The sequence below is a fragment of the uncultured Hymenobacter sp. genome (assembly GCF_964242765.1).
Classification (GTDB): domain Bacteria; phylum Bacteroidota; class Bacteroidia; order Cytophagales; family Hymenobacteraceae; genus Hymenobacter.
The window spans coordinates 31,818-49,090 of record NZ_CAXTBM010000031.1 but is presented as its reverse complement, the minus strand read 5'-3'; the positions used below and the strand labels follow the sequence as shown (position 1 = coordinate 49,090).

At 58.9% G+C, this 17,273-nt stretch carries 17 protein-coding genes and 1 pseudogene; 10 read left to right on the top strand and 8 right to left on the bottom strand.

Annotated elements, in window-relative coordinates; translation table 11 throughout:
- Positions 1-66: 66 nt before the first annotated feature.
- A complete protein-coding gene (locus ACFE7X_RS14245) occupies positions 67-1,038 on the top strand; it encodes a type IX secretion system membrane protein PorP/SprF (RefSeq protein ID WP_375436344.1) in 972 nt (323 codons plus the stop codon).
- A gap of 522 nt (positions 1,039-1,560) precedes the next feature.
- On the opposite strand, the gene ACFE7X_RS14240 is transcribed toward ACFE7X_RS14245, so the two are convergent.
- Positions 1,561-1,746, bottom strand: a complete 186-nt coding sequence (locus tag ACFE7X_RS14240) for a hypothetical protein (RefSeq protein ID WP_375436343.1) — start codon at positions 1,744-1,746, stop codon at positions 1,561-1,563.
- A 129-nt stretch (positions 1,747-1,875) separates the two neighbouring features.
- Here ACFE7X_RS14240 and ACFE7X_RS14235 point away from each other — a divergent pair, with 129 nt between their 5' ends.
- Both ACFE7X_RS14235 and ACFE7X_RS14230 read left to right on the top strand, forming a co-directional pair.
- Positions 1,876-2,757 carry an SDR family NAD(P)-dependent oxidoreductase gene (locus ACFE7X_RS14235; protein ID WP_375436342.1) on the top strand — a complete coding sequence of 294 codons (882 nt, stop codon included), beginning with the start codon at positions 1,876-1,878 and terminating at the stop codon, positions 2,755-2,757.
- Positions 2,758-2,819: 62 nt separating this feature from the next.
- Positions 2,820-3,746 carry a helix-turn-helix domain-containing protein gene (locus ACFE7X_RS14230; protein ID WP_375436341.1) on the top strand — a complete coding sequence of 309 codons (927 nt, stop codon included), beginning with the start codon at positions 2,820-2,822 and terminating at the stop codon, positions 3,744-3,746.
- A 289-nt stretch (positions 3,747-4,035) separates the two neighbouring features.
- Here the strand turns inward: ACFE7X_RS14230 and ACFE7X_RS14225 are convergent, their stop codons facing one another.
- The 4 genes from ACFE7X_RS14225 to ACFE7X_RS14210 all read right to left on the bottom strand — a co-directional run bounded on the left by ACFE7X_RS14225 (position 4,036) and on the right by ACFE7X_RS14210 (position 7,623).
- Entirely contained in the window at positions 4,036-4,707 is a 672-nt protein-coding gene (locus ACFE7X_RS14225; RefSeq protein WP_375436340.1) for a hypothetical protein, read from the bottom strand.
- Between the two features lie 105 nt (positions 4,708-4,812).
- Complete coding sequence (locus ACFE7X_RS14220) at positions 4,813-5,160, bottom strand: hypothetical protein (RefSeq protein WP_375436339.1); 348 nt, start codon at positions 5,158-5,160, stop codon at positions 4,813-4,815.
- Positions 5,157-5,792, bottom strand: coding sequence for an ATP-binding cassette domain-containing protein (locus ACFE7X_RS14215; RefSeq protein WP_375436338.1), 636 nt, complete (start codon positions 5,790-5,792; stop codon positions 5,157-5,159). Before ACFE7X_RS14215 ends, ACFE7X_RS14220 begins: the two co-directional genes overlap by 4 nt.
- Before the next feature lie 364 nt (positions 5,793-6,156).
- Entirely contained in the window at positions 6,157-7,623 is a 1,467-nt protein-coding gene (locus ACFE7X_RS14210) for a glycoside hydrolase (protein ID WP_375436337.1), read from the bottom strand.
- 120 nt (positions 7,624-7,743) lie between these two features.
- On the opposite strand from ACFE7X_RS14210, the gene ACFE7X_RS14205 reads away from it, so the two are divergent.
- Complete coding sequence (locus ACFE7X_RS14205; RefSeq protein WP_375436336.1) at positions 7,744-8,094, top strand: hypothetical protein; 351 nt, start codon at positions 7,744-7,746, stop codon at positions 8,092-8,094.
- 241 nt (positions 8,095-8,335) lie between these two features.
- Here ACFE7X_RS14205 and ACFE7X_RS14200 read toward each other — a convergent pair whose 3' ends face one another.
- The 3 genes from ACFE7X_RS14200 to ACFE7X_RS14190 form a co-directional block, all read right to left on the bottom strand.
- Positions 8,336-11,146 carry a T9SS type A sorting domain-containing protein gene (locus ACFE7X_RS14200; RefSeq protein WP_375436335.1) on the bottom strand — a complete coding sequence of 937 codons (2,811 nt, stop codon included), beginning with the start codon at positions 11,144-11,146 and terminating at the stop codon, positions 8,336-8,338.
- On the bottom strand, positions 11,112-11,465 hold the full coding sequence (locus ACFE7X_RS14195) for a hypothetical protein (protein ID WP_375436334.1): 354 nt from the start codon (positions 11,463-11,465) through the stop codon (positions 11,112-11,114). Before ACFE7X_RS14195 ends, ACFE7X_RS14200 begins: the two co-directional genes overlap by 35 nt.
- A 452-nt stretch (positions 11,466-11,917) precedes the next feature.
- On the bottom strand, positions 11,918-12,322 hold the full coding sequence (locus ACFE7X_RS14190) for a GerW family sporulation protein (protein WP_375436333.1): 405 nt from the start codon (positions 12,320-12,322) through the stop codon (positions 11,918-11,920).
- 79 nt (positions 12,323-12,401) lie between these two features.
- On the opposite strand from ACFE7X_RS14190, the gene ACFE7X_RS14185 reads away from it, so the two are divergent.
- The 6 genes and pseudogenes from ACFE7X_RS14185 to ACFE7X_RS14160 all read left to right on the top strand — a co-directional run bounded on the left by ACFE7X_RS14185 (position 12,402) and on the right by ACFE7X_RS14160 (position 16,507).
- A complete protein-coding gene (locus ACFE7X_RS14185) occupies positions 12,402-12,836 on the top strand; it encodes a hypothetical protein (protein WP_375436332.1) in 435 nt (144 codons plus the stop codon).
- A 10-nt stretch (positions 12,837-12,846) separates the two neighbouring features.
- Positions 12,847-12,996: pseudogene (locus ACFE7X_RS14180) on the top strand (helix-turn-helix domain-containing protein); the annotation flags it as partial.
- Positions 12,997-13,829: 833 nt separating this feature from the next.
- The gene (locus ACFE7X_RS14175; RefSeq protein ID WP_375436331.1) at positions 13,830-14,624 is read left to right on the top strand and encodes a DUF1080 domain-containing protein; all 795 of its coding nucleotides are present in this window, start codon (positions 13,830-13,832) and stop codon (positions 14,622-14,624) included.
- Positions 14,625-14,641: 17 nt separating this feature from the next.
- The gene (locus ACFE7X_RS14170) at positions 14,642-14,854 is read left to right on the top strand and encodes a hypothetical protein (RefSeq protein WP_375436330.1); all 213 of its coding nucleotides are present in this window, start codon (positions 14,642-14,644) and stop codon (positions 14,852-14,854) included.
- 472 nt (positions 14,855-15,326) lie between these two features.
- On the top strand, positions 15,327-15,629 hold the full coding sequence (locus tag ACFE7X_RS14165) for a transposase (protein WP_324680471.1): 303 nt from the start codon (positions 15,327-15,329) through the stop codon (positions 15,627-15,629).
- The gene (locus ACFE7X_RS14160) at positions 15,626-16,507 is read left to right on the top strand and encodes an IS3 family transposase (protein WP_375436329.1); all 882 of its coding nucleotides are present in this window, start codon (positions 15,626-15,628) and stop codon (positions 16,505-16,507) included. Before ACFE7X_RS14165 ends, ACFE7X_RS14160 begins: the two co-directional genes overlap by 4 nt.
- The last annotated feature ends 766 nt before the right edge of the window (positions 16,508-17,273 follow it).

Genomic DNA, 17,273 nt, shown 5'->3' with positions numbered 1-17,273 from the left:
CTGCTGCGACCAACGCAGCAGGCCCATCTTCTTCTTACTTAGATAGCCCATAGGGTCATTCCTGTTATGAAAAGAGCGTTACCTATACTGCTGCTCCCGCTGTTGCTGCTGGCCGCCGCGCCGGTCTTGGCCCAGCAGCAGGCGCAGTACAGCCAGTACATGAACAACAATTACATTCTGAACCCTGGCGCAACGGGCGTGGAGGACTACATCGACGTCAAGTTCAGTTACCGCACGCAATGGGTGGGCCTGGAAGGAGCGCCCAAAACCTACTACGCCAGCATCAGTTCTTCCCTCGGCAAGTGGCGCACCACCAGCAAGCGCACCCTGCGCGACCTGCGCAGGCCGTTTCACGCGTTGGGAGGCCTCGTCTACAACGACGTGACCGGCCCCACAAGCCGGAAAGGTGCCTACGTTTCCTACGCCTACAACTTAGTTTTAGCGCCCGACCTGCGGGCGGCACTGGGCGTGTCGGCGGGCATGCAGCAGTTTGCCGTTGATGGTCAGCAGCTGCAATTCTTCGACCCCACCACTGTCGCCGCCAGCGACGCCTCGCGGGTGTTCGATGCCTCGGTAGGGTTATGGGTGTACAGCTCCAAGTTCTACGTGGGCTTATCGGGCGCGCAGTTGTTGGGCAACAAGCTCGACTTTTCTTATGGGCCCAACCAGCTAGGCGCGGGCGCGGGCAACTACCTAAAGCGGCACTATTTCGCTACGGCCGGGGTGCGGTTGCCACTCAGCGAGGACTGGGCGCTGGTACCGTCGGTGCTGGTGAAGGCCGTGAACCCGGCCCCGCTCTCTCTCGACCTTAACGCTAAGCTTAAGTACCAAGACCTACTGTGGGCTGGCGTATCATGGCGTGCCTTCGACTCGTTCGTGGGGATGGTGGGTTTCAGCTACGAGCAGCTCACACTGGGCTATTCCTATGATGCAGGTCTCTCGGAATTGGCTGGCTACCACAGGAATAGCCATGAGGTGCTACTAGGGTTGCGCCTTAAGAAAAAAGCACAGGCGGTGTGCACCAACCGGTTCTGGTAGGGCTTGTCTTCGATATTTCCACGTCAGGTCTTAATGTGAACAAAATGCGCTAGCGGCTACCCCAGCTAGCGCATTTGTTTGCCTATCGTGCTGCGCCACTACGGAAGTAGGGCAGTTGGGCGGCCCCACCTCATTATCTACGCCGGGTTGTCCTGTGCGGTAAGCACCACGGCCTGCGGGGTCTGCTCGGCGCGCACCAGTACCTGCGCGGGCCAGACTGCGTTATCTGACAGTTATACAACCGAGCGCAGGTTGGCCGGTGAAAAGGACACCACCGCCTCGGGCGCGCCTTCGACCGTGAGGCAGGCATTGATTTCTTTACCAGGGGCACGAGGTCCTGGCGCACGTCTTCCCCTACCGGGGCCAGCGCCACTGGCTCGGCCGGCCCGGCGTGGGCCAGTTCAAGCTGGGCAATGTCAGCACGTACAATCTGAGTGATATAGCCGCTGCGGCAAGGAAGTTGTCGTCGCGGAAGTGGGCGGCAAATGTACCGTGGCGGGCAAGTGGAGACGCAGCATCTACTCATCGCGCGCTAATGCTGGCCTTTTTACGGGCAACGACCAGCCGTAGGAAGCCACTCGGTTTGCCTTTGGTAACGATGGCTACCACTACACAGCCCGGCACGGCAACCAACCAGGCCTTAACTCGGCCGCCATCAGCGAGACGGGCGGCGTGCGCGACTACCTCCTGTGCGGTTAGCGAAAGCACGCCGTATGCCCCGGGCCGGAGCCGCAACCTAGCTGACGCTTCAGTTCGGTTACAAACTTCCGCAATCAGGCTACAGACCGCTGGCAGTCGGACCGGACCTTTGTCTTGTTCACTAACACATTCTCCTGTATGACCTCTCAACCGCACCCCGCCGGGGACACCGGCACGACGCCCGCTACGAGCACTGCCCCCAAAATCTGGTTTATCACGGGCGCTTCTCGCGGCTTTGGCCGCGTCTGGACGGAAGCCGCCTTGCAACGGGGCGATAAGGTCGCCGCTACCGCCCGCCAGCTAGCCAGCCTCGCCGACTTGACGGCGAAATACGGGGCCAACGTGTTGCCGCTGGCCCTGGACGTAACCAACCCCGAGCAAGTAAAAACGGCCGTGGCGCAGGCCCACGCGCACTTCGGGCGGCTCGATATCGTACTCAACAACGCCGGTTATTCTTTAGTCGGCACCATCGAGGAAGCTAGCTTGGACGACATCCGGGCGATGTACGAAACAAATGTGTACGGGGCCGTTTCCGTCATTCAGGCCGCCTTGCCCCTGCTGCGCGCGCAGGGCAGCGGCCACATCCTGGGCACCTCGAGCAACCTGGGCCATGTTACCTTGCCGGTCATCGGCACCTACTGCTCCTCGAAGTGGGCCTTCGAGGCGATTCACGAAAGCCTAGCCGCCGAAGTGGCCCCGTTTGGCATCAAGGTCACTATCATCGAGCCCGGAGCTTATGCCACCGAGTTTGGCAGCCCGGAGTCGTTGCGGTTTGCGGCCGGCCTAGAAGTGTACACCGACTTCAAGAACCACTTTTTCGCGGGCTTACGGAGCATGGAACGAGGCGACCCGGCCGCAACGCCAGCGGCCCTCTTTGCCGTGGTTGATGCCGAGTTGCCGCCTCTGCGGCTGTTCCTGGGCCGCCACAACCTGCCCGCGGTGCGCGCGGCCTACGCCGAGCGGCTGGCAACCTGGGAAGCCTGGGAGGCCGTGGCCAATGCGGCTCAAGGCGCCAACTAAACCATCCTGGGCAGCCGGCAGTTTAGGTGACTGCCGGCTACCCGGGGTACTACGTTAGGAAAATGAAAAAGCCAGAAAACGCGCCGCTACGGTTTGCTACCTTGTCCGAGGCGCACCGAGCCCTCGGCTTACCGAGTCCCCTGCATCCGCTGATTAGCCTCCTCCACGGCGCCCACACACCGGCAGAGAGTGGCGCCCACCAGTCGCATGTGCTAAGCTTTTACAAAATATCCTACCGGCCCAAGCTGAGCAGCAGGCTCCAGTATGGGCAAGGGTATTATGACTTTGAGGAAGGCGGCTTGTTGTTTGCCGCTCCCAACCAGCTTATCGGTGGCACGGAGGAGCACGTGGAGGGAGCGTGCGCCCACTTCACCCTGCTGATTCATCCGGATTTTTTGGCGCATTACCCCCTGGCCAAAAAGATACGGCACTACGGCTTCTTCACGTACTCGGCCAACGAGGCGCTGCACGTGTCGGAACAGGAGAAAGAGCTGCTCCTAGCGCTGTTTAAAACTATGGAAGCGGAACTAGCCAGCCGCCTAGATGAATTCAGCCAGGAGGTGGTCATCGCCCAACTCGAACTGCTGCTCACGTACGCGAACCGCTTTTACAAGCGTCAGTTTCTCACGCGCAAAGCGGTGCACAGCGACTTGCTGCAACGGCTGGAAGAAACGTTGGCGGATTGCTTCCGCCGCGAGAACCTGCTCCGCCGGGGCATCCCCACGGTCCAATACTTGGCGGAGTGCCTGCATGTTTCGCCCAGCTACCTGAGCGACATGCTGCGCACGCTCACCGGCCAAAGCGCCCAGCAGCACATCCACGATAAACTTATCGAGCAAGCCAAAGAACAGCTCGCCACCACGGGCTTGTCGGTGAGCGAGGTGGCCTACACGCTGGGCTTCGAGCATTCGCAGTCCTTCAGTCGGTTTTTCAAAACTAAGACGGCCCTCTCGCCGCTGGCGTTCCGGCGGTCTTTTCACCGCAACTAAAGCGGGTAGCTTGTGCACCTGATACGCTAACGCCAGCAGCTTATAGTGCCCTAACAGAGGCCACCCCTTCTACCACCAGCGTACAAGGTCGTTTTGCTAGCGGGCAGCAATTGTGTAGCCGAAAGCCAAAGCGTTGTTCCTTAGCTTGTAACTCTTTACATCCGGTGGTGGGCGACGGCTCGGTTGGGCTCGTGGCCCCGAGAACCCGTCGTCGAGAAAACAGCACTGGTGGTGTACACTAACTACATGCACCGCTACTTCGCCCTCTTAGGAGAAGGAAGCTGGTGTTCTAGTCCTTATACTGGTAGCGATAGAACAACACCCCCGCTGCGATGACATTGCTGATAATAAGTAGTTCGGTAAAGCCGAATAGCGTGGTGAAGAGAAACACGAGGAAAAGGCCAAACACGACGCGTAGATAACCCGTCAGCCGGTGGCCGAGCCAGTAGAGCAGCGCCCGAAAAAACAAGGTAACGCTGAGCAACAAAGCGGCGCCCAGCAGCCCTTGGCGGAAGTCGCCCACCAGCAAGAACCAACTTATTTCGGGTAGCAACAGCACACTATACAAGGCCGCCTGCTGACCGTATAGCTGCCAAGAAGTGTACGGGAAGTTGCGCACGAAACGCAGATAAAACAACTCGAACTCGCTCGCCTGATAAAGCAGGACCACATGCGTGAGCGCACTGCACAAGCCGATAATCCCGAGTAGCCGAAGGTCGGAATGAGAGTCTGGAAATACGCTAAACAGGAGCGCTATGCTGGCCAGTGATGCAACTTTGGTGATGGCATAAGGAACACGTTTCTTGGCGAGGATTTCGTAGAGAAAGAGGCTGAACAAGGGCTTGGGCCAGTTGCGGAGCCAGGCTACCCCATCCGCTTGTGCCGGCTGGGCAGCCGCGGTGTTGTTGAGCAGGCGCGTATAATACACTGCACTACCGACCAGCAGGGCGAGCAGGTACACGGGGAGTAGGAGCGGGACAAGCCAGTAGCCGAAAGCAAACCCGACGAGCATCGCATACAAGCCGACGATTACCAAGGGCAGGCAGACCACGAACTGCACCAGGGTCTAGGACTGCACTTGGCGCGTCCAACGCAATGCCGTACTGCTGTAATAAAGAAACTGCACATCGACTCCTTGCAACCGGCCGGCCACATACTGCCAACTCTTCCAACTATAAAGCAAGAAAAGGCCGAACAACAGGACCACGCCCAGGGGCTCGCTCACCGAAGAGATGACGAGTTTGAGGGCCGTCTGGAGCAGTTGCTCGCGGGTCAGATGCGTTTGATTCAGAACATTGGTATAGAAGAAGTTAATGAAGACAAGGACAAACAGGGAGAGCAAGAAGCCCGTGTGCTGCCGGTAAAACCCGGTGGCCACGATCTTGATGAGTGCGCGGGTGAGGGGTCTTTTCACGCAATATGGCGTACCGTCTGCTGCTCCACGCGGATTTCCCGAACGGGCGGTAAAAGTCCCCCCTCGAATGCTTGGTGCGACGAGAGTAAAAACAGCGTCTCGTGCTGGTCGTGATGGCGAGTAATCCAGGAATACAGAATAGGCAGGGATTCCGCATCCAGGGTCGTTAAGGGCTCATCTAACAGAATGCAAGTGGGTCGCCCCATAAAGGCGAGCACCAGCGAAAGCTTTTTGAGCATGCCGCTCGAATACGTGCGCACGGGCTCGTTTACATACGAGGTCATCTGCATACTTTCCACGTAAAACTCTTCCTGCTGCTGCGGAGCGTTTTTGGCGGCCTTGAATAAGCGAATGAGTTCGACTCCCGTTAAAAACTCGGGGAACAGCGGCTCCGCTTCGGCAAAATTCACCACGCGCCGATACGCGGCTGCCTGCTTCTTGAGGTTCAACCGGTCATGGAGCATGATATCGCCCTCATAAGAAGTCACTCCCGCAATTGATTTCAGTAAGGTACTTTTCCCCGACCCATTGCTGCCTTGGAGCCAGTAAACACCTGCCGGAATTGTGAACGTCTCGAGTTGAAGAACCACTTGGTGGTGATAGGCTTTCCTGAAATTAGTGAGTTGCAGCATGGAGAGAAAAACAACAAACAAGCAGCCGATTCTTTCTGGGGGCAAGAATAGCAGGTAGTTCCCCGCCCGATCCTTGCCTAGCGGGAAAGTATGTCGGCGGGGGAGACACAGAACGGGATTGGCAGGAAATAATTGCAGTCTGGAAACGAGCCGGTGTTCCAGTGGCGACGAGCTACCGGTTACCCGGTGAAACGCCCCTGCTGGAAAGTAAAAGGTTTGCCCAGAGGCAGGGTTTGGGGCCAGTTCGCGGAATGAGTCCAGTTGCTAGCGTTACTTGAAAATTGCAATTCTGGAAGGGTAGTTTTGAGCGGAAATTTAAACAAAGTGTCCGGGCGGGCAGTAGCGGCCAAAGGAAGCGGCAGGGCTAGCGTAATTCGCTCACCAGGGTGGTAATGGAGCGCGGAGCCAGGTGCAGCACCTGGCCCGCGGGCACCGGTGGGCCGGGTTGCAGGTCGGTGGTGGCTGAGGTGGTGTAGGGCTGGCTGGCTCCTAGTCGCCGGCCGGCCAGTTCCAGTTGTAGAGCAACCGGGGTGGTCGCCTCGTTCACGACCACCGTAATCAGTTGCTGGCCGTTGGCGCTGCGGTAGGCCGATACCAGCAGGGTGCTCGTACCGGCCGCCGCAACAGCAGGCTCGACGGCCAGGCGCACGGCCCCCGGCCGCACAAACCGACTGTAGTTGCCCAGCGCCCAGAGCATCTTGCTAGGGTAGAAGGCCCCGTCGGTTTTGTTTTTGTCGACGTACACCAGGCCATCCTTGTAATTGTAGGGCGAGAGGGCCAGCCACCACTGCCAGGCGGTGGCGTTGGCCACGGTGAGGTCGTGGTGAATGACGCGGGCTAGGTACAGGGCCGGGGCCATGCCCAGCTCGCGCGGGCTGCCGTTGATTTCGCCCGCATTATCGCCCAGGATGCAGTATTCCGACTGCCAGTAGGTCAGCTGCGGCACGGTGGCCACGCGCGAGGCGAGCTGCTGGCGCGTGGCCACGGCCAGCGCGTGGGGCGATGTAGTGAAGTAGCTGTGGCCCGCAATGATACGGGCGACGCGGGGCGTGCCGCCCAGGTACGTGGGCACGGCCGCGTCAGTGAAAAAAGCCCCCAACTGGTCCCCGCGCCCCGGCTTGTCGGCCGTGGTGAAGAGATAGTCGAGCTTGCCGGCCTCGGCAACCAGGATTTGGGTGGGCAGCTTGCGAGCCACCAAGCTCGTGCTGACGGCTTTGGTGAGGCCCGCAATTTCTTCGTTGGAGAAGGGAGTTCCCTCCTGGCCGCCATCACTCCAGTCCCATTGCGGCTCGTTGACGGGGCTAATATAGTCGAAGGTAATGCCAGTGCTTTTGCGCAGTCCTTCTATGATGCGGGCACAATAGTCGCCGAGGGCCGCATAACGGTCGGGGGCCAAGTTGGGTTGTTTGGCGGTGGCATAGGCCTTGCCGTTGCGGGTAAGCGACACCGGCGGGCTATTCAAAAAGCCTAGAAACTGCCGCACGCCCCGTCGCCGGGCGGCCTCCAGAAACCAGCGCTGCCCGGCCAGCCGGGTCCAGTCATAGGTGCCGGCGGGCGTCAGAAAGGATTCGGCCCGCCGCCATTCGTCTTTGATGCCGCTGGCCTCGCCCTGCTCGACACTGCCGGCCCCGAAGTTGAAGCGCCACATCGACAGCCCAATGCCCTTGGGCTGCCCGTTGGCAGTGGCCTCCGTGCTGAAAAGCAGATCGGCAATTGCTTCCTTCTTGGCCGCGGGCCAAGTACCCACGAACTGGCAGGCCCAGGCGTCGGAAGCCGCGAAATTGGCAATGGTTTGGCGAGGCTGGGTGGCGTCGATGCGTACCGTAGTCACGATAGAGGGTACGCTCTGAGCATACCCTAGGCCGGACGCAGCCAGCAGCGCCGCAACGCACCATAACCGCAGGAATGTACTTATGTCAAGCATGTTGATTGCCCTCATTGCTCTTTAGTTATGCCCTTACTGCCTTTCATAATCCGGCTTTTCCAGCTAGTCCGGGTCGAAGTCGGCGTACAGTTCTGCTTGGTTAATGGTAAAAGACGTTCCAATGCCTTGCTGCTCGGCCAACGACTCAAACATCCACAACACGCCCCGCACGAAGCACACCAGGTCCTCGGAAATGGGCGCAAGCGTCAACCAACTTGCTTCCAGCTTATTCAGGTCGAGGAACTGGCTGATCAGGCGCCGCCGCTACGCATTGCGCTGCACCAACTTAGCGTGTTGGCGGATGCTTGGCTCTTGCGACTCGGCCAGAATGTGCTCGGCCGGCCCGAGCAGCAGAGGCCCCTTGTCAAGACCTATTGATTTCGCTTTGGCTCGTAGACTTAATTTTATCGATCCTAGTCCTTAATTCCTAGTCCGAAGAAAGCAATGGTCGTCCTCGCGTTTTGGCAGCGAACTGCCTCGGGCTATGAGGGGGCGGCACAACCCGGCCTCGGCCCGCTCTGCGTGCGAAACAGACACGTGCGGGCCGAGTTAGCCAAACAAAAAAGCGTCTCCAGCCTTAGGCCGGAAACGCGTAAGAGCTAGATAGCGCAGGCATTCGTTAGGGCTGAATGAGTAGGCGCACGGTCTCGCGCTGGCCGTTGACGCGCAACGAGCAGGTGTACAAGCCGGGCGCCAGCTTCTGACTATCCAGCGCCAGTTCGTAATGCTGGCCTTGACGCACGGGCCCCTCGTACAAGGCGGCCACTTGCTGACCCAACTGGTTGTAGACCAATACTTGCGCCGGTCCATCGTGTGCCGGGCAGAAGCGCACAATGGTCGGGCCGCTGGCCGGATTTGGATACACAGTCAGTTCCGGCCCCAATCGGATAGGGGCTGCTGTGGTCAGTGGAGCGCGGCCCGTTCCCATCAAGGTGCTGCTGGCGGCCATCAGTGGTGCACTGCCCGTGCTTTGGCGGTACTGGAGCGTGGCGAAGTCATAACCGGTGCCGGCGCCAAATGAGAAGCCAGTGACATACACATTGTTAGCTTCATCCACGGTCACGGCCGCCGCTTCGTCGTAGCTGTTGCCGGCCCCATTGTAGCGCTGCTCCCACAAGCGCCGGCCCACCCCCGTGGGCGGCCGGGCCGCATACTTGACCGTGGCGTAGTCGTTGCTGCCGTCGGCGTTGTACGATAAGCCCGTGAGATAGGCGTTGCCCGCGGCGTCAACGGCCACGGCCTTAACTTCGTCGTAGCTGGCGGCCGGACCATCGTAGCGGCTGCGCCAGACGAGCGCGCCGCTGCTGCCGGCATAGCGCACGATGCTGTAGTCGGCGCTACGGCCCCCGTAGGAGGTGCCGGCCACCACGACTTCGCCTTGGTTGGTTACTGCCACGTCGGCTACCACATCGTCCCCATTGCCTGGATCGTTGTAGCGGCTGCTCCAGGCCGGCTGGCCGCTCGCCCCCTTGTAAACGAGCGTGGCAAAATCATAGCCCGTACTGGCGCCCCCGTCCGAGGTGCCGGTCACCACGACGTTGCCCGAGGCGGCGATGAGCGTCACTTTGGCGGCCTCATCGTAACCGTTAGTCGCGCCATTGTAGAGCTGTTCCCAGAGCTGTTGACCACTGGGGCCAGCATACTTCAGGGTGGCATAGTCACTGCTGCTGCTGGAGTAGGTGGTGCCCGTCACGTACACGTTGCCGGCCGTATCCACCACAACATCCGCCGCCAAATCGAAGCTGCCCGCAGGCCCGTTGTAGCGCGCTTGCCACACTAGCTGACCGTCCGAGGCGTATTTGAGCGTCGCATAGTCGTAGCTGCCGTTGCTGCCGTTATCAGAGGAGCCGGTCACGTACACGTTGCCGGCGCGGTCCACCTCGACCTTGGCCGCGAGATCGTAGCCGCTGGCGGGCCCGTTGTAGCGCGCCACCCAGAGCTGCTGGCCCGTAGGCGAATACTTAATGGTGGCATAGTCGCTCTCGGTGGCACTGTAGCTCGTGCCCGAGACGTACACGTTGCCTGCCGTATCGACCACCACATTAGTAGGCAAGTCCTCGTTGTCAGCCGGGCCATTGTAGCGCGCTTGCCAGAGTTGCTGCCCAGTGCGAGAGTACTTCGCCGTCGCGTAGTCGTAGTTGCGCCCGTTGTAGGCATAGCCCGTTACGTACACGTTGCCCGCCGCATCACTAACTACATCTTTCCCCACTTCGGCACTGCGGCCCGCCCCCGTGAACCGCACCTGCCAACCTAGCTGCACGCTGTGCTGCTCGTATTTGACGGTGGTGAAAATAGCAACAAAAATGCCGGAGAAGAAGGTGGTGCCCGTGACGTAGACGTTGCCCAACGCATCCAGGGCCAGGTCGGCCATTTGGTCTTCCCGGTCCCGCACTATCGTGGTGGTGTAGCGCCGGTTCCACAGCGGTTGACCCGTGGCTCCCTCGTATTTGAAGGTCAGATAATCCGAGAGGCTGGTCGCCAGGTTCACTGCGTTGCCGCTCACGTACACGTTGCCCGCCGCATCCAAGACCAACCGGCGGGCCGATTCCCGGCCGACTCCCGTCTCCCGCGAGGGTGCGTGCCAGAGCACTTGGCCCCCGGAGCTAATCTTGAGGGTCAGGTAGACGCCGCCCCTACTGGTGGTGAAGGAAGTGCCGGTCACATACAGGTTCCCGGTTGCGTCGACGGCGGCATCTACCACTTCGTCCTGGCCGTTGTCGGCCCCGTCGTAGCGCGTCTCCCACAACAGTTGACCCGTCGCGGCGTCATACTTGCGGGCTGCATAATCCGTGTTGCTAGTAGTGGAACTGACCGTGCCACTCACGTACACCTGGCCGGCCGCGTCCACATCCACCGTCGTGCCGGCGGTGGGTACCTGCCAGAGCGGCTGGCCGCTAGGCGCGTATTTGGTGGTGGTACTGCCCGTCACGTACACGTTACCCGCTGCGTCCACCACCAGATCCGTGCCCCCCATCACGCGCCACAGCAACTGCCCGGTAGGAGAGTACTTGAGGGCAGCGTTGCCCATTACGTAGACGTTACTGGCCGCATCGACTACCACCTTGATTGGTTGAAGGAAAGGGTTGGCCGGCCCCTCGTAGTTGGCCACCCAGAATTGCTGCCCGCTGGGCGAGTACTTCAGGACGGTAAAGGATTCGCCCAGCGGTGAGCTGGTAACACTGCAGCCGCTCACGTAGAAATTGCCGGCCGCATCGACGGCCACGTCTGTTAGGCGATTCGTCCCTCCCCTAGCTGGGTAGCGCGCTTCCCACAGCAACTGGCCACTGGGCGCGTACTTAACCAAAACGTAGTTCGGGCCGGCCCCCGTAGCGCTCTGCTCATAGCCGCTCACGCCGACGTTGCCGGCCGCGTCTACGGCCAAGCCGGAGGCTAAATCAAGCTGATTCTGACTGGGGGGATAGGTGGCCACCCAGGCCTGAAAGACGGTATCCGTAGTTAGCGTCCGCGCGGCGGTCGAGCCTGAGGGAGCCGCAGGCCGGAGGCCAGCCGTTTTTGGGTTGGGGTCCAGGAAGCGGGCTGATTCGCCCCCGGCCCGCGCGTAACAGCCAGCGCGTGCGGCAAGGCTGGCGCGCCGGGGGAGAAATTAGCCGGGCGGCCGAAGCGGTCCGGGGCCGCTCGGCGTGGGTGGGAGCCGGAATGCCGGAAGGTTGAGCGTAGGTTTGTCCAACGGGCTGGGCACAGAGCCAGCCCGTGACCAGCAGCACCAGACAAGTAAATGTATGGTTCATAACGGGTGGGAAAGAAACGAAACGGGTTGGAAAATGAGGGGCGTAGTGGAATGCAGGACGACCAACCTGCTAGCGGCAGTGCGGCAATCCCAGGCGCGGGTTGCGTCAATTGGAAGCCCTTGCTTTGCAGTAACCTAACCTAAAACTAAATAATATAATTATATTAAATAATGTATTAGTATAATTTTCGTCTGCTATTATGCTTCTACAAGCTGGGATTACAGGTAGAGGAAAGGGCGACTGACCGGCCAGCACAGGCGTTAGCTTGCTAGGCGGAGAAAGCAAAATCAGAGTATCCACGAGGAAGGTTCTTGAGCGTAGCTCTGCCAAACAGCGTGCTTCATAAGGTCCGACACCCCTTTGTTACAAGACGCCTTGGCGTAGAGAAGACGAGACACGTGAAGAATAATCCCATCGTGCTTAACAGAGCGGCACCCAGAAGCCACTAACGCTCACCTAGGCGAGCGGCTGCGCAGCAGTTTCGGAATGCTGCGCAGCAAGAGCAAGGCCACCAGCCCGCTTACTGCCACCAGTGGCACCACTGAGGGCCGGATGGGGCGGAAGCGGCTGCGGCCTTCCTTGAGTTCAATGAAGCCTACGGGGGTGAGGATTACCCCGCCCCCGCCCCCATTGCCTGCCCCTTGCTGCGGGCTAGTGCCGCTGCCGCCCCCAAACCCGTAGAGAGCCCGCGCGACGGGCACAATGGTGACGCCCTCACCCGAAATGGGCTCGCCGTACACCACGTGGGCCGTGGCGGAGCTGCTCAGCACTTGCGCCAAGCGTTCGGCCAGTGAAGGGGCCGGGGTTGGCTGGCTGATTGGGGTATTACTTTCGGAAGAAGTTAGCGCAGTTGACATTATGGTAGCAGGAAATGAAAACAGGTAAAAAGGAGGGTAATCCGAGGTTCTTTCAACAAACGAAACGGCCCGTGCAGGATTGCTTACGCTTTCTAGTCCAGTCCAGTCTAGCCTTGCCCTACAAGCCCAGGAACTTGGCGGCATTGACGCGCTTGACGTCGTCGAGGCAGGCATAGTGCTGGATCATGGCGTCGGTCTTCTGCTTGGTCTGGTTCTTAACCGACGGGGTGGGCTACCACCAGGAAAAGGGCTAGCCCATCCGGCAACTGCGCAAGGGCGAGGTGGTGCAGGCCCAGCCCGGCGTGGAGCACCGCTGCGGGATGGGCAACTTCAGCTCAGCCGCCGCGACCTGTTCAAGGTGGTGCTGGTGCTGAAAGGCACCAACGAGCTGCACTATGCCACCCGCAGCTACGTCGTGGACCGGCCCGCGTTGGTGTTCACCAACCGCCTGATTCCCTACGCCTGGGAAGTGCACGAGGGCTTCACAGAGCAGGGGTTCCTGAGCTGCTGGTGACGGAAGCGACACCGACTGGACGGTGGGCGAAATTGCGTACAGCTTAGGCTTCGAGTACCCGACCTACTTCAACAACTTTTTCAAAAAGCACACCGGCATCCCCCCACTCACTTTCCGCCGCACGCACGTACCCACCGCCACGGCAGCTAGCGCGGACTGACGTCGCCCCACGTCGTGAGTCTAGACTTGACTATTTAATTACGTGAACGAATCCTTGTTCGCCTTATTAGCGCGGGGATAAGCAACGCGACCTTTTAAGTCAGCTCAATTATGCAGTTACCACCTGTGGCACGGTACGCTTTAGGTTGTCACTATATTATATATGAATTTTTCAAGTATTTTGCAATAATCATATATAACTTCTGATCTTCGCCCCGAGCAATCTTCCCAGGCCGGAGAAGGTATTAGAGGGGCCACGTCCAGATCTGGGCGTGGCCCCTCGTCTATTATGGGGCGGTTGAGTTTCTCCCGTAACAGGTGCAGTTCGCTAGCAGGCAGGTGCCAAGGAGCACAACTTGTAAAGCAGTAGCTAGGATTAATAATCTTTACTTATCAGCTGTAACCCGAGCTTTTGGGCTGCATCATGTTGGCGCACATTATCGAGGTGCGTGTAGCGCCGAATTATCGCGCTGTTCTTGTGCTTGGTCTGGTTCTATGGTTTTGTCCTCGTTTTCGTTCAAGAGGTTGGTTTTACTCTTCTTTGAAGACGATGAGCAAGCCTTGTCCGCAAAAGCTCACCTGTTCCAGGTGCTAGGACCGCGCCGTGCTCGGGCGTAAAACCTGCTCCTTTCGCCGCTCGCTGACTAGGCACCACGTGCGCAGTTAACTCGTCAGGGACGAGCCTAGTTGCCCGCTAGCCCCAACCTCGTAGCACCTGCTGTTTTATCACTGCCTGAAACCGTAAAAGCGAGTTGCCGCTGCCGAATACTTTCTTCCATTTCACAGGATAAAACTTGTTATTTTACAACAATCTTTACCACTTAACTACTACACATGCGACTAGTTACCCTTTCGCTCTTGGGACTGCTGGTCCTAACTAGTTGCACCTCAAGTACGCTTTCCCGAGGGAATACGGAATGGATCCAGCTCTTCAACGGCCAAGATCTTACGGATTGGGTTGTAAAAATCCAGCACCATGACGTGGGCGAGAATTTTGGGAATACATTCCGAGCCGAAGATGGGATGATCAAGGTGCGCTATGATCAGTATGGGGATTTCAACGACCAATTTGGTCATCTCTATTACAAAGTCCCCTTTTCCGCTTATCACCTCAAATTGGAGTACCGCTTTGTGGGCGCGCTTCAACAAGGGGCCCCAAGCTATACTCTGCGCAATAGTGGCGTCATGTTTCATGCGCAAGATCCGCACACGATGCCCAAAGAACAGGATTGGCCCATTTCGGTCGAGTTTCAGTTTTTAGGCGGTCTGGGGGATGGCAAACCGCGGCCCACCGGCAACATGTGTTCGCCGGGCACCCACATCGTGTACCAGGGCCAGCTCGATGAGCGACACTGCATCGAATCGACCTCGAAAACCTATGATGGGGATCAATGGGTCAAAGCCGAGCTCATTGTGGTGGGCGATTCGCGCATTACCCATATTATCAATGGCGACACCGTTATGCACTATGCGAAGCCTCAGATTGGGGGCGGGGTCGTGAATCGTTTTGATCCAGCGATGAAACAGGATGGCAAACTGTTAGCAAGCGGGTTCATTGCGCTGCAAAGCGAAGGACAGCCGGTTGATTTTAGAAACATAGAACTGAAAGAGTTGTCCAAACAGCGGTAGCGAGCAGACGTCAACCGATGGCGCGGCGCCCTTCGTCCGCACCGCAACAGCAGCAGGCATACGCTGTGCTGGCATCAGCCGACCTTGTGGGGCTTACTGCCCGGGAAGACAGCGCCACAGATAGCCGTGCCAGCGGGGCCGTAGTTGCTACGCAGTTGCCTCTACCGCGCCTCACTGGGGACACGCAACTGCCCGATGCGTCCGTCAGTGAGCGAGAAGTCGACGAGTAACGAAGCCGTACCGACGCCTTAGTTGGCAGTAGTGCAGTAGTGCAGTAGTAAGAGGCCCGTACGCCAACTCGGGTGAGTTCTCGTGGTCTTGGGAGGAGAAGAAAGGAGCCATTAGGTAACGGATTAGGACGGATACCCTCTCCCTATTAGTTGCCATCGCTAGATGACCACCCAACTTCTTCGCACAAGGCCCTCTTGCATGGTAAGTGTGTTTCCGAAGATAGTCGTTAGTCGAAACAGGAGGCGCACACCGACTGGCTCAAGCAAAGTCGGTTGCGTGGCCTGCTCATATACCCAGTGCCAAGCGTGCGGTTAGACGCGCTCCTACGCCCTAATAAGAGGATAAGAAGCGCAAGTGCCAACTTTAGGAAGCTCGTCTGATGAGCAGCCCGAAGATCATTCAAGAGCGGGGATGGAGCATTGAGGTGGTCTAGGCATGACGGACAGAAGAAGGACGTATCTTTCTTTTGTTATGGCAACCAAAACCAACGGGGCGTCGCCCGACAAACGACGCAAATACGACGAGGCGTTCAAGGCCGAGGCGTTGCGCTTGGCTGGCGAGAGCCGCAGCACGCAGGCCGCGGCGCGGCAATTGGGCATCAGCCCCAAGCTGCTTTACCGCTGGCAGCAGGCCCAGCTCGTGGCCGAGGTGGGCAGTGAAGAAGTGGCGCGCGATCCGGAGGTGCGCGCCCTGCGGGCCCGTCTGAAACGGGCCGAGCAAGAGCTCGACATTTTAAAAAAAGCCTTGGTCATCTTCGGCCAGCCGACCCGGTGAGCACTTACCAGCACATCGCCCAGCGAACTGGCCAAGTGCCCGTGCGCCAGCTCTGCCAGGTGCTGCGCGTGGCCCCGGCCGCCTACTACACTTGGTACCAGCAGCGGGACCAGACAGCGCCCGAGCCGGCCTGGCAAGTAGCCGTGCGCGAAGCATTTGTGCACCACAGCCAGCGCTACGGCACCCGTCGGCTGCGGGCGGAAGTGCAGGTCCAGGGCCACGCTGTGGGCCGCTGGCGCATCCGCCGCGTGTTGAAGGCCCACGGCCTGCGGGCGCAGAAGCCCCGTTCCTTCGTGCCCCGCACCACCGATTCCGACCCGGCCGTGCGCGCCGCGCCGAACCGCCTGCTGGGCCAGCCTGCCCCTATGGCCCCCAACCAGATCTGGGTGGGCGACATCACGTACTTACTGCGCCAAGGCGGCGGCTGGCTCTACCTGGCTGTGTGGCTGGACCGCTGTTCGCGCAAGATTGTCGGCTGGGACGTGCGTGACACCATGCCCGAAGATCTGGTCAGTGAGGCCTTGCGCCGAGCGCTCGTGGTGCGCCGGCCCCCGGTCGGGCTCGTCGTGCACTCCGACCAAGGCAGTCAGTACACGGCCACTCGCTTCCAAGATCTGGTGGCTAAACATGGCGCGCTGCAGAGCATGAGCCGGCGCGGCAACTGCTACGATAACGCGCATGTGGAATCTTTCTGGAGCCGTTTCAAGGCCGAGCTACTCGACGGCGGAAGCTTCCCTGGCTTGGCCGAAGCGCGGCTCGAAATCAGCCACCACATCGCCTATTACAACGCGGAACGGCGCCATTCCGCCCTCGGCTACCGCTCACCCAATCACTTCGAAACCCAGCTTCAAACCACGTCCCACTTGTGTCCGGCTTAGCTAGACCACCTCAACAGCCCCTATAGTTGTAGGCATCGATAACTAGCATTAGACCTAAATTCAACCTTAGATTAGTGTGAGTGACACAAAGAAAGCCGAGCTATTTCCAGTTCGGCTTTCTTTATGAAATTAGTTGTATTAAGCCGGACTATTATTTCTTAGCTAAGCTTGGGTTGTTCTACCCGCAAACGTCAGAGGGCGGGCTTCAAACTGTCTTGTCCGGAAATAAGTTGACAGTTATTCACCTGAGGTGGTCTAATGTATTCGGACATGTTAAGGACTTCTTGCAGGCCCAGTTTGTCATAGGTTTTCGGCCCTACTGTTATTGGCAGGTGATTACGCCAACTATGCTCGCCAGCGCGGTCCAACAAAACGGTTCTGAAAAAATTACTGCTTCGCTTTCCGGACCTAACTTTTTGACCCCGCTTTCAAGCAGCGTATCCTAACGGGCCTTGAGTAAAAAATGGGTTGACAAGGTAGACGGAGCAGGTCCTTCTTTTGAAAGTAGCGTCGTCCCGCAATCCCGTGTTCTCCCTTAGCCGTGTAGCCGAATTAGACACAATGTACCCAAAAAGGGGGCCTTCGCGAGTACTACCGTCCCGGTAGGAAAAATAACGGGAGCCTTGTGCAATAAAGATCTCCCGTCAACAATTTGTTCGCCTGACCAAGGTGGAAATAATCTAATAGGGTGCTACTGTTTGCAGGTTGTTGCCCCCGCTAATGGGCCGCTGGGCCGCTGAGCTAACCCGCCAGATGGTGGACGCTT

Coding starts and splice junctions, on each gene's coding strand:
- ACFE7X_RS14245 (WP_375436344.1), top strand. CDS start 67: ATGAAAAGAGCGTTACCTATACTGCTGCTCCCGCTGTTGCTGCTGGCC.
- ACFE7X_RS14235 (WP_375436342.1), top strand. CDS start 1,876: ATGACCTCTCAACCGCACCCCGCCGGGGACACCGGCACGACGCCCGCT.
- ACFE7X_RS14230 (WP_375436341.1), top strand. CDS start 2,820: ATGAAAAAGCCAGAAAACGCGCCGCTACGGTTTGCTACCTTGTCCGAG.
- ACFE7X_RS14215 (WP_375436338.1), bottom strand. CDS start 5,792: ATGCTGCAACTCACTAATTTCAGGAAAGCCTATCACCACCAAGTGGTT.
- ACFE7X_RS14205 (WP_375436336.1), top strand. CDS start 7,744: ATGCCCTTACTGCCTTTCATAATCCGGCTTTTCCAGCTAGTCCGGGTC.
- ACFE7X_RS14195 (WP_375436334.1), bottom strand. CDS start 11,465: ATGAACCATACATTTACTTGTCTGGTGCTGCTGGTCACGGGCTGGCTC.
- ACFE7X_RS14190 (WP_375436333.1), bottom strand. CDS start 12,322: ATGTCAACTGCGCTAACTTCTTCCGAAAGTAATACCCCAATCAGCCAG.
- ACFE7X_RS14175 (WP_375436331.1), top strand. CDS start 13,830: ATGCGACTAGTTACCCTTTCGCTCTTGGGACTGCTGGTCCTAACTAGT.
- ACFE7X_RS14170 (WP_375436330.1), top strand. CDS start 14,642: ATGGCGCGGCGCCCTTCGTCCGCACCGCAACAGCAGCAGGCATACGCT.
- ACFE7X_RS14165 (WP_324680471.1), top strand. CDS start 15,327: ATGGCAACCAAAACCAACGGGGCGTCGCCCGACAAACGACGCAAATAC.